Source organism: Jatrophihabitans sp. (genome assembly GCF_036388195.1).
Classification (GTDB): domain Bacteria; phylum Actinomycetota; class Actinomycetes; order Mycobacteriales; family Jatrophihabitantaceae; genus Jatrophihabitans_A.
Genome location: NZ_DASVSG010000139.1, coordinates 1 through 10,367, shown reverse-complemented (window position 1 = coordinate 10,367; position 10,367 = coordinate 1). Strand labels below are relative to the sequence as shown.

The following is a 10,367-nucleotide window of genomic DNA, read 5'->3' as shown; positions in this document are numbered from 1 at the left end:
GCCGACCCGGCAGCTCACCGACCTGGAAAGCGGCCTGCTGCGCAACCTGATCGAGCAGATGCTCTCGGTGCTGCGCTACGCGGTCGAGCCCACCATCGGCTTCGACCCGGCGCTGCGGAGCATCGAGTTCAACCCACAGTTCGTGCAGGCCGCCGGCGCCTCCGACGGTGTCATCGTGGGGTCCTTCCAGATGCGGGTCGGCAACCAGGTCTGCGTCTCGACGCTCTGCATCCCGTTCGCCGCGCTGCTGCCCCGGCTGCAGGTCGGCAAGGAAGGGCGCGCCCAGACCGCCGGTGAGCAGCTGGCCGAGCAGCAGGCCGCCCGGCAGGTGCGGGCGGCGCTGGGCAACGTCCCCGTCGAGGTGTCCCTGAGCTTTCAACCGGTGCAGTTGACGCCCAACGAGATCGTCCGGCTCGAACCCGGCGACGTGATCAACCTCAGGCACCGGGTAACCACCCCGCTGGTCGTGCAGTCCGGCGGCATCACTTTCGCCCATGCGCTTGCCGGGCGGCAGGGCAGCCGGCTCGCTGGGCTGGTTGTCGGCAACGACAGAAGGAAGAACCCGTGACCCAGATCATGTCGACGAGCGAGCTCGCCCGTCAGGCGGCGCTCGCCGCCCTGGCGAACCTGCCCATCTCGGATCCGCTGGAGCTCGGTGAGCCCACCAACGACCTCACCCAGCTGCGCTTCGACGGGGTCGCGGTCACCGCGCGCTTCACCGGAAGCCGCAGCGGCGACGTGCTGATCGCGGTGGAGCGTGCCCTGACCGACGCCTTGCAGAACTCCCCGCTCGGCGCCCTCGACGTCTCGGCGGCGCTGGGCCCGGCGCTGACCGCCGCGGCCGGCGCGACGGGCACCGTGATGACCGGACCCGGCCAGCCGCTGGAGCCGGCGACCGCGCTGGCCGCGCTGCTCGGCAAGCCTGACGCGTGGGTGGTCCCGCTGCTGCACCAGGGGGTGCTACGCGCCCTGGTCGGCGTCGTGATCACCAGCGAGCCAGCGGCTGGCTCCGCGCAGCCCCCGCACTACCCCAGCCCGGACGAGCTGCGCGCCGGCGGCGGCGCCGGCCTGCCCGGCCCCCGGACGGCGCTGCGCAACGGCCTGGACCTGCTGCGCGACGTCAACATGGACGTCACGGCCCAGATCGGCAGCACCCGGATGACGATCAGCGAGCTGCTCGCCCTCAACGAGGGCGCCGTGGTGGAGCTGGACCGGGCCGCCGGCGCACCTGCTGACCTGCTGGTCAACGGCCACCTGATCGCCCGCGGCGAGGTCGTGGTGATCGATGAGAACTTCGCGCTGCGGATCACCGAGATCGTCTCCGATGAGACGGTGCCCCCGCGCTCGTGAACACCGTTGCCGTCATTGGCCGGATGCTGCTCGCCCTGGTCCTTGTGCTCGTCCTGATGTGGTGCCTGGCGCGGTGGGCTCGCAAACCCATGGGCGGCAAGGCTGACCGCGTCATGACGGTTCTGGCCAGGCAGCAGCTCAGCCGGACCTCCTCGGTCACCGTGCTGCGGGTGATGGATCGAGCGCTGGTGCTCGGCGTCACCGAACAGGGCGTTCAGCTGATCGGCGAGACCGAGCTGTCAGCCGTCGAGGCGGCTCTGGCGACGACCGAGACCGGTCGTAGCCGCTCCTGGTCGCGCAAGCAACTGGCCGAGGCCGAGACGCCGGAGGCCGAAGACGCCGGATCGCCCCTCGAGCCGGCGCGACAGCCCACCGATCGGCGAGGCGCGTCCGCTCTGGATGGCTCGGTGCTCTCACCCAAGACCTGGGGCCAGCTGGTCACCGCCGCCCGTGAGCTGACGGTCCGGCGATGAGAAGGCTGCTGGCGCTGCTGACCTTGGTCATCGGGCTGCTGGGCGCCGGGCTGCTGGCCGGCGCGGCGCAGGCCAGCGCCGCTCCGATGACGACCGCTAAGCACAGCACCGTCGCCGTCACCGCGATCGAGCAGCCCACGACCCTGGGCGGGCTCTCCTCGGTCGTCCCCAAGCTGGCCCCGACCGGCCCGGAAGGCCCCAAAGGCACGGTCAACGTCGACATCAACCCCAAGCCCAGCACCTCAGTCAGCATCCTGGTGCTCCTGACGCTGCTGTCGGTCGCGCCGTCGATCCTGCTGCTGATGACCTGCTTCACCAAAATCTTCGTGGTGCTCAGCCTGACCCGCAACGCGCTCGGGCTGAGCGGCGTCCCGCCCAACCAGGTGCTCGCCGGGCTGTCACTGTTCCTCAGCCTGTTCATCATGAGCCCGGTCGTGAAGAAGGTGAACGACCAAGGGGTTCAGCCCTACCTGAAGAACACCAAGAGCCAGTCCCTGGCGTTCAAGGACGGCATGGCGCCGATCCGGGACTTCATGCTGCAGCACACCCGGACAGAGGAGATCGCGCTGATGCTGCGGGCGGGAAAGCTGCCCAACCCGCCGACGCCCGACAAGCTGGAGCTCACCACGCTGATACCGGCGTTCGTGCTCTCCGAATTGCGCTCGGCGATGATCATCGGCTTCGTGGTCTACATCCCGTTCCTGATCATCGACATGGTCGTCTCGTCCTCGCTGATGTCGCTGGGCATGATGATGCTCCCGCCCGTCTCGGTGTCGCTGCCCTTCAAGCTGCTGTTGTTCGTGCTGGTGGACGGTTGGGGCCTGATCATCAACGCCCTGGTCACCAGCTACGCCACTTAGCTACTCCAACCGAGTGCGTAGTGACGAGGCGACAGCCAGCCAACGAGCCGAAAGGAGACATCAAGCGTGACTGACACCGCGATCGTGCACCTGGGCCTGCAGTCGATGCTGATCGCCTTCCAGCTCGCGGCGCCAACCCTGCTGACGGCGCTGCTGGTGGGCTTCGGCATCTCGTTGTTCCAGTCGGCGACCCAGATCCAGGAGTTCACCCTGTCCTTCGTGCCGAAGGCGATCGCGGTCGGCATCGCGTTGCTGCTGTCGGGTAGCTGGATGATGCATTCGATGGTGACCTTCACCGAGCAGCTGTTCAGCCAGATCCCCAGCCTGATCGGCTGAGCTCCCGGCATGAACATCGAGCTGAGCACCGCAAGCATCGTCACGGTGCTGCTCGCCTCGATCCGGATCACCGCCTGGCTGGCGATCGCGCCGCCGTTCGCGACCGGTGGGGTACCCCGCCGGGTGCGGCTGATGCTGGCCGTCGGACTGGCCCTGGCAGTGTCCAACACCGCCCGCGCGCACGCCCCGGCTGCCGAGCTCGGCCCGCTGGTCACCAGCGCCGTCCATCAGTTGCTGATCGGGGCGGCGCTGGGGTTCCTCACCCGGCTGCTGTTCAGTGCGGTCGAGGCGGCCGGCGCGCTGATCGACGTGACCGGCGGGTTCTCACTGGCCTTCGCCTATGACCCGCTGTCGGCCTCGACGACTTCGATCTTCGGCAAGTTCTACGGCTTGCTGGCGACCACCCTGATCTTTGCCACCAACGCCCATCTGGTGATCCTGCACGGTTTCCTGGGGACGTTCACCTCGCTGCCGCTGGACGCCACGATGTCGCTGGCCTCCCTGGACCAGGAGCTGGTGCGCGGCGTGACGGCGATGTTCGTGGCCGCGCTGCAGATCGCCGGGCCCCTGATCGCGGTGCTGTTCCTGGCCGACGTGGCCCTGGGCCTGCTCAGCCGGATCTCGCCGCAGCTCAATGTCTTTCAGATCAGCTTTCCGCTCAAGATCATGCTGACCCTGGGCCTGGTCGGGTTGACCTTCAGCACCATGCCGCGGATCGTCACCGAGCTCGGCAACTCGGCTGCCACGCTGATGATGCGGATCGGCACGGCCAGCTGATGGCGGGCAAGCCGGCGGGGGAGAAGACCGAGAAGGCCACTCCACGCAAGCTGAAGAAGGCCCGCAAGGATGGCCAGGTCGGGCATTCCCCCGAGGTCGGCTCATGGTTGAGCGTGCTCGCGGCGAGCTTCGTGATACCCATGGTGGCCAGCTCATTGATGAGCAACGCCCGCATCTGTTTCGTCCAGATCGTGTCGATCATCAACACCCCGGACACCGGGCGGGCGCTGGCGATGACCCGCAAGTCCCTGATCGACGCGGTGGTGGGCACCGCGCCGCTGGCCGTGCTGATCCTGGTGACCTCGGTGGCCTCGGCGGCGCTGCAGGGGGGCATCTGGATCGCACCGAAGCTGTGGGCGCCCAAGTTCTCGCGAATGAATCCGCTGAGCGGGTTCAAGCGGATGTTCGGGCCGCAGGGCGTCTGGCAGTTGCTGAAATCGTTGCTCAAGCTGGCGGTGCTCTCAGCGGTCACCTACTACTCGGTGCGCAAGCTGGTGCCCGCGCTGATGACGGCCGGTTCGCTGCCGCTGGGGGTGCTCATCAACACCACCATCGAGGCGGCGCTGCGGCTGGTGCGAATGGGCGCCGGGGCCGGCTTGCTGATGGCCTTCGTCGACATCGCGGTGGTGCGCAAGCGCAACAACAAGCAGCTGAAGATGACCAAGCACGAGGTCAAGGAGGAGATGAAGAGCAGCGACGGTGACCCGTTGCTGCGCGGCGCGCTGCGCTCACGGGCGCTAGCCATCAGCCGCAACCGGATGATGGCTGACATCCCGACTGCCGACGTGGTCATCCTCAACCCGACGCACCTGGCGATAGCGCTGCGCTATGACCCGGCACGCGGCGCGCCCCGGGTGGTGGCCAAGGGTGGCGACCACGTCGCGGCCCGGATCCGTGAGCTGGCCGAGCGCAGTCGAGTGCCGATGGTGCAGGACGTCGCGCTGGCCCGCACTCTCTACCAGACCTGTGAGATCGGCCAGGAGATACCGGCGGACCTGTACCAGGGGGTGGCGACGGTGCTGGCGTTCGTGATGCGCCTCAAGCGGCGGGGTTCAGCCGCGGGCACCCATCGGATGCAACCGGCCTGAGAGCTCGGAGTCAGCGGAGCCGGCGAGGGCCGGCCGCGTTGGAACCGCGGCGTGCTACCAGCGGTTGGGGTCGTTGCGGATCACGTACTTGCGAAAGAAGACACCGGTGCCCCCGCACAGTTCACCGTCCCGGCGCATGAAATGCATCAGGTCGCTGGCGTCCGCCGGGGTGAACGTCTGGTTGCACCGATCACAGCATGCCTCGCTGAGATCGGTGTCCAGCCGCTTCCGGTTGGACTCTGACATCGGTATCTCCCTCGCCCCGTGCTCGTTCTACCTACGCACTGGATACATCGGCCTGTCGGGGGCCGGGATTAGCGTTGCCGGAGCCGGGCTCAGGTCATGATCACCGATGCCGATAGAAACGGTGCCAGGACGGCGACGAGCCGCGGACCATGGACCGGTCCGCACAGATCACAGATAGCTGACCTTGTCGCCGCGATGAGCTAGTGGGTGTGCGTGAAATCCAGACGGTTGAGTCAACTCGCGGTGCCGATCGGCGTCGTGGCGATCATCCTGATGATGGTCGTGCCGGTGCCAGCCGGAGTGCTCGACTTCCTGATCGCCCTGAACATCACCGGCGCGCTGCTGATCGTCCTGGTCAGCATGTACGTCGAGCGGCCCCTGGACTTCTCCAGCTTTCCCTCGCTGCTGCTGGTGGCGACCTTGTTCCGGCTGGCCCTCAACATCTCAGCCACCCGCGCGGTGCTCGGCGACGGCTACGCCGGCGAGGTGATCAATGCCTTCGGGCACTTCGTCATCGGTGGCTCGCTGGTCATCGGACTGGTGATCTTCGCGATCCTGCTGGTGATCCAGTTCGTGGTTATCACCAACGGCGCCGGCCGGGTCGCCGAAGTCGGCGCCCGGTTCACCCTCGACGCGATGCCCGGCAAGCAGATGGCCATCGACGCCGACCTCAACTCCGGCCTGATCGATGAGAACGAAGCCCGCCGGCGCCGGATCGAGGTCGCCTCCGAGGCGGACTTCTACGGTTCGATGGACGGCGCGTCGAAGTTCGTCAAGGGCGACGCCATCGCCGCGATCATCATCACGGTGATCAACCTGGTCGGCGGCATCACGATCGGCATCCTGTCCGAGCACCTGCCGATCGGCGAGGCGGTGGCCAAGTACAGCCTGCTCAGCGTCGGCGACGGTCTGGTCTCCCAGATCCCGGCGCTGCTGCTGTCGGTGGCCACCGGCCTGATCGTCACCAGGGCCAGCGGGTCCAGCGACCTGGGAACCGCGGTGGCCGCCCAGCTGGGCAGCCAGCAGCGCGCCATGCAGATCGCCGGCGGCGCGGCCCTGGCACTGTGCCTGGTGCCCGGCCTTCCCAAGCTGCCCTTCCTGGTGGTCGGCGGGGCGTTGCTGATCATGGCGCGCCGGATCGCCGCGACCGCGAAGGCGGAGGAGGCCACGCTCGCCGGCCCGGCCGCCGCCGTCCCGGTGCCCAGCGTGGACAGCGCGGAGGCGATCCTGGACGACCTCGCGGTCGATCCGCTGGAGCTGGCGCTGTCCTCGGACATGATCACCCTGGTCGACGGGATCGGCGCCGACCTGCTCGACCGGGTACGGGCGCTGCGTCGCAAGCTCGCCCTGGAACTCGGCGTGGTGATGCCGCCGGTCCGGACCCGTGACAACTTCGACCTGCCCGCCTCGACCTATGCCATCAAGCTCAACGGCGTCGAGGTGGCCCGCGGCAAGGCGCCGGCCGGCACCGTGCTGGCGATCGGCGACGGCCTGGAGAACCTGCCCGGCACCGCCGGCTCCGAGCCGGTGTTCGGCCTGGCGGGCAAGTGGATCGGCACCGAGCTGCGCGGCCAGGCCGAGCTGCTCGGCGCCACCGTGGTGGACCGCTCGTCGGTGATCATCACCCACCTGTCCGAAGTGGTTCGCAACCACGCCAGCCGGCTGCTCGGCCGCGAGGAGGTCGCGGCGCTGACCAAGTCGATCAGGCGGACGCATCCGGTCGTCGTGGAGGACCTGACCCCGGCGATGCTGAGCCTGGGCGAGATCCAGCGGGTGCTGCATGCCCTGCTGGAAGAGGGCGTCCCGATCCGCGACCTGGTCCGGATCTTCGAAGCGCTGTCCCTGGCGGCCAAGTCCGGCACCGAGCCGGACCGGCTGGTCGAGGCCGCCCGGCTGGCGCTGGCGCCGGCGATCACCGCTGCCCAGACGGTCGGCGGCACCCTGTCGGTGCTGATGCTCGATCCGCGGATGCAGCAGAGCCTGCTGGAATCGGTCCGGCCCTCGGACACCGGTGTCCAGCTGCTGCCCGGGCCGGACGTGGTCGAGGCGCTGGTCACCGACACGGCGCGCCAGTACCAGTCGCTGCTGGAGCGGGGCATCCGTCCGGTGCTGGTGTGTGCGCCACAGATCCGGCTGCCGCTGCGCCGCCTGATCGCATCCACGGCCCCGGACCTGCCGGTGCTGTCCTATTCCGAGGTTTCGAGCAATGCCGCGATCGTCGACACCGTGGGGGTGATCTCCAATGCCAGAACCGTTGGTGTGTGAGGACTCGAACCTGCAGCGGTTGCTGGACACCGTGCAGGGCCAGCCCGGGGCAGAGATCCTGTACCAGGACCGGGTACGGCGAGGCGGGGTGTTCGGCTTCTTCGCCCGTGAGGTGCACCGGGTCGCCTACCGGGTGCCGACCGAGGGCGAGGACGCCGGGACCGGCGCGTCCGGCCCGCTCGACGCTGACCCTGTGGCCGCAATGCCGGCTGCGCCCGTCGCTGCCGGCCCGGTAAGCACCGCACCCGCCGATGACCCGCGCCGGCTGGATGACTTCTCCCGGCTGGATGACCTGCCCCGGCTGGATGACCTGCTCGCCTCGGTCGAGGCCGCGGAGAGCGCCGGCCAGCACGCGGCGCCGGCGTCCTCGGCAGAGCCGCCGCGGCACGACTTCGCCGAGCTGCTGCGCACGCTGACCGAGGACGAGCCCGCCGAAGCGACCCCGGTGGTCACCGAGCAGGTCAGCCCGCGGCCGGCGCCGGTCGCGTCGGGCCGGGAGCCCGCCTCGAGAACGAACGTGACCGCCTTCGGCCGGCCCGACGCCCGGGCTCGCCTGGAGATGCTGATGCAGCTGCGCCAGGTGGGCGTTCCGGTGTCGGTGAACCCGCGGGCTGACACCCACAGCCTGTACGAGGCGCTGGAGAACATCCTGGACGAGCTGCCGGCCCCGGCGGCGCCACCACGGGGCGCCGGCCAGGTGCTGGCCGTGGTGGGCGAGTCGGGCCCGGCGTTGCAGGCCGCGCACACCTGTGCGGCGATGTTGCGCATCCCGCGGAACAGCATCGGGATCGCGGGGTTGCCTGAGCACTCGAGCGAGGGCGGGGACCATCGCGACTACCCGGTGATCACCGGGCAGCAGGAGGCGCTGCGGCTGCGTACCGAGCTGCGCCGGGCGGAGCTGCCGGCCATCGTGGTGATCGCCACCGACGCGACCGAGGCCGGCTCGGATGACCCGTGGGCCGCCGAGATGCTCGCCGCGTTGCGCCCGGCCGCGATCTGGGCCGTGGTGGATGCGCGCTGGAAGACCGAGGACAGCCGGGCCCAGCTGGACCGGCTCGGCCGGGTCGATGCGCTGGTGGTGCACTCGGCCCAGCTCAGCGCCAGCCCTGCCTCGGTCTGGGACCTCGACCTGCCGCTGGGCCTGCTGGACGGCCGGGCCGCGAGCACCTTCGCCTGGACCGGCTTGCTCTTCCCGCTGCTGCGCAGCGGCGCCCGGCATCGGGCCAGCGCATGAGGCGGCGCACCCCAGCGGCCCGGCGTTGGCTCCGCAGCTACCAGGACCGCAACTACCAGGACGGAGGCTGCTGACCATGTTGCGTCCTTCCGTGCTCGGCTTGGCCATCCTGCTGAGCACTCCGGCCCTGTGGTCGGCGTTCGCTGCCGGCTCGATGGGGATCACCGCCGCGCTGATCCGGTTCCTGATCGCGGTGCCGGTGGCGGCGCTGATGCTGACGCTGCTGCGGATGGTGACCGCGAGCTACTCCCGTCAAGCGCTGCGCCGGGAGCTGGCCGCAATGGTTGCGGCCCGTTCTGAGGCCCAGGGCCAGCCGGCGGCCGAGCGGAGCTGACCGGCCGAAGGCCCGCTGGCTGGTTTGGGGCCGCACTCGCAGTGCGGTAAGGATGGGCGCATGACTGAGGAGCCCCGCTCGCCGAGGCCGCCCAAGCTGCGCGTCGGCCGGCCGTTTCCCATCACCTTCGATGCGTTGCGGGCCATCGACGCCAGGACCAGGCCGAACCTCAAGCGAGCGGTTCCGGCCTTGCTGGTCGCGCTGGCCAGCTTCGGCTTCGGTGACCATCTCGGCGGGATCCCGCGCACCCACGACACCACGTTCGCGATGTTCGACCGGACGCTGGAGCTGAGCAAGGGTCAGGTCAGCGTCCTGGTGCTCGGGTTGGGCGTGGTGTTCGTGGCGGCCGGAATCATCGCCACCAGGTCGGTGGCCGGTGAGCTCGGCCGGGTCAGCGAGGCGCGTGGCGGGGTGGCGGCCGGCTCGGCCGTACGGCTGATCTGCATGGTCCTGGGTTACGGCATCGTGTTGCTGGCGGTGCTGGGGTTGCTGCGGGTCAACCTCGCCAACCTGCTGGTCGGCGGTGCGGTCACCGGCGTGATCGTTGGCATCGCCGCCCAGCAGACCCTGGGCAACTTCTTCGCAGGGTTGGTCCTGCTGTTCGCCCGGCCCTACGTTCCCGGCCAGCGGGTGAAGGTACGCAGCGGCGCGATGGGTGGGCCGTTCGACGGCGTGATCGTCAGCGCCGGGCTGATGTACACCGTCATCGACACCGAGGAAGGGCCGATCTCGATGCCCAACTCCGGCTTGCTGGCGGCGGCCATCGGCCCCTCCGATGAACCGGAGGAGGCTGGGGAAGAGGCGGCGCCCCCGGCTGATCCGGCCACCGGCCTCGGCGGCACTCCCGTCTGACGCGACGACAGCCCGCGCACCCACGGGGGGTGGAGTGCGCGGGCCGTCTGAGCCCCCGTCGAGGCCAGGGCTGATTCTGCACGTACCGGGTGACTTCGTAAAGCTCATACCCAACTTTTGTGACAATCGGGGGCTGCGGGGGCGCAGTCACCTGACCGGGCAGGTGATCACGCAACCGGCGGTCACCCGTCGAGACCGCACGCAGCAGGGCCGGGAACGGGTAGGGCTACCAACGAGTAAGGGCCAGGCGCCTTGCGGTGCCTGGCCCTTACCGACTACTGGATCACTGCCCAGTTCGGGATCGATTAGCTCACGTTGAGGGCGGTGTCATCGATGACGAAGGAGGTTTGCAGTGAGGCGTCTTCCACGCCGGAGAAGCTGATGGTGACGGTCTGGCCCGCCAGCGAGGAGACGTTGAAGGACCGCAGCAGGTATCCGGTGTTCTTGTTCAGGTTGGAGTACGTAGCCAGGGTGGTGGCGCCGGCCTTGACGGTGAGCTTGTCATAGGCGGTGGTGGTGGTGGTCTCGGCGGTGTCGATGTGCAGGTAGAAC

Annotated in this window: 12 protein-coding genes and 1 pseudogene; 11 read left to right on the top strand and 2 right to left on the bottom strand. The window is 69.2% G+C overall.

Annotated elements, in window-relative coordinates; translation table 11 throughout:
• From VF612_RS14455 to VF612_RS14425, 7 genes are all read left to right on the top strand, one after another.
• Window positions 1–568, top strand: a 568-nt coding sequence (locus VF612_RS14455; RefSeq protein ID WP_408660553.1) for a FliM/FliN family flagellar motor switch protein, incomplete at its 5' end; no start/stop codon positions are given.
• Complete coding sequence (gene fliN / locus VF612_RS14450; protein WP_408660552.1) at window positions 565–1,350, top strand: flagellar motor switch protein FliN; 786 nt, start codon at window positions 565–567, stop codon at window positions 1,348–1,350. The genes VF612_RS14455 and fliN, both read left to right, overlap by 4 nt.
• Window positions 1,351–1,373: 23 nt before the next feature.
• Complete coding sequence (locus VF612_RS14445; RefSeq protein WP_408660554.1) at window positions 1,374–1,823, top strand: flagellar biosynthetic protein FliO; 450 nt, start codon at window positions 1,374–1,376, stop codon at window positions 1,821–1,823.
• A complete protein-coding gene (fliP, locus tag VF612_RS14440) occupies window positions 1,820–2,683 on the top strand; it encodes a flagellar type III secretion system pore protein FliP (RefSeq protein WP_408660551.1) in 864 nt (287 codons plus the stop codon). Before VF612_RS14445 ends, fliP begins: the two co-directional genes overlap by 4 nt.
• Window positions 2,684–2,749: 66 nt before the next feature.
• Entirely contained in the window at window positions 2,750–3,019 is a 270-nt protein-coding gene (fliQ, locus tag VF612_RS14435) for a flagellar biosynthesis protein FliQ (RefSeq protein ID WP_408656596.1), read from the top strand.
• Window positions 3,020–3,028: 9 nt separating this feature from the next.
• Entirely contained in the window at window positions 3,029–3,796 is a 768-nt protein-coding gene (locus tag VF612_RS14430; protein WP_408660550.1) for a flagellar biosynthetic protein FliR, read from the top strand.
• The gene (locus VF612_RS14425; protein ID WP_408660549.1) at window positions 3,796–4,884 is read left to right on the top strand and encodes an EscU/YscU/HrcU family type III secretion system export apparatus switch protein; all 1,089 of its coding nucleotides are present in this window, start codon (window positions 3,796–3,798) and stop codon (window positions 4,882–4,884) included. The genes VF612_RS14430 and VF612_RS14425 overlap by 1 nt, the downstream gene beginning before the upstream one ends.
• 54 nt (window positions 4,885–4,938) lie before the next feature.
• Here VF612_RS14425 and VF612_RS14420 read toward each other — a convergent pair whose 3' ends face one another.
• Entirely contained in the window at window positions 4,939–5,130 is a 192-nt protein-coding gene (locus tag VF612_RS14420; protein ID WP_408660548.1) for a hypothetical protein, read from the bottom strand.
• Between the two features lie 213 nt (window positions 5,131–5,343).
• On the opposite strand from VF612_RS14420, the gene flhA reads away from it, so the two are divergent.
• The 4 genes from flhA (at window position 5,344) to VF612_RS14400 (ending at window position 9,815) form a co-directional block, all read left to right on the top strand.
• Window positions 5,344–7,395, top strand: coding sequence for a flagellar biosynthesis protein FlhA (gene flhA, locus VF612_RS14415; protein ID WP_408660547.1), 2,052 nt, complete (start codon window positions 5,344–5,346; stop codon window positions 7,393–7,395).
• A complete protein-coding gene (locus VF612_RS14410; RefSeq protein WP_408660546.1) occupies window positions 7,373–8,629 on the top strand; it encodes a hypothetical protein in 1,257 nt (418 codons plus the stop codon). The genes flhA and VF612_RS14410 overlap by 23 nt, the downstream gene beginning before the upstream one ends.
• Before the next feature lie 76 nt (window positions 8,630–8,705).
• Entirely contained in the window at window positions 8,706–8,963 is a 258-nt protein-coding gene (locus tag VF612_RS14405) for a hypothetical protein (RefSeq protein ID WP_408660545.1), read from the top strand.
• Window positions 8,964–9,023: 60 nt separating this feature from the next.
• Window positions 9,024–9,815: a mechanosensitive ion channel domain-containing protein gene (locus VF612_RS14400; RefSeq protein WP_408660544.1), complete on the top strand. Its 792-nt coding sequence runs from the start codon at window positions 9,024–9,026 to the stop codon at window positions 9,813–9,815.
• Window positions 9,816–10,120: 305 nt separating this feature from the next.
• Here the strand turns inward: VF612_RS14400 and VF612_RS14395 are convergent.
• A pseudogene (locus VF612_RS14395) lies at window positions 10,121–10,367 on the bottom strand (hypothetical protein); the annotation flags it as partial.

Bases quoted from the DNA above. Each gene is read 5' to 3' on its own strand.
- VF612_RS14400 (WP_408660544.1), top strand. From the start codon at position 9,024: ATGACTGAGGAGCCCCGCTCGCCGAGGCCGCCCAAGCTGCGCGTCGGC.
- VF612_RS14405 (WP_408660545.1), top strand. From the start codon at position 8,706: ATGTTGCGTCCTTCCGTGCTCGGCTTGGCCATCCTGCTGAGCACTCCG.
- VF612_RS14425 (WP_408660549.1), top strand. From the start codon at position 3,796: ATGGCGGGCAAGCCGGCGGGGGAGAAGACCGAGAAGGCCACTCCACGC.
- VF612_RS14430 (WP_408660550.1), top strand. From the start codon at position 3,029: ATGAACATCGAGCTGAGCACCGCAAGCATCGTCACGGTGCTGCTCGCC.
- VF612_RS14445 (WP_408660554.1), top strand. From the start codon at position 1,374: ATGCTGCTCGCCCTGGTCCTTGTGCTCGTCCTGATGTGGTGCCTGGCG.
- fliP (WP_408660551.1), top strand. From the start codon at position 1,820: ATGAGAAGGCTGCTGGCGCTGCTGACCTTGGTCATCGGGCTGCTGGGC.
- VF612_RS14420 (WP_408660548.1), bottom strand. From the start codon at position 5,130: ATGTCAGAGTCCAACCGGAAGCGGCTGGACACCGATCTCAGCGAGGCA.
- VF612_RS14410 (WP_408660546.1), top strand. From the start codon at position 7,373: ATGCCAGAACCGTTGGTGTGTGAGGACTCGAACCTGCAGCGGTTGCTG.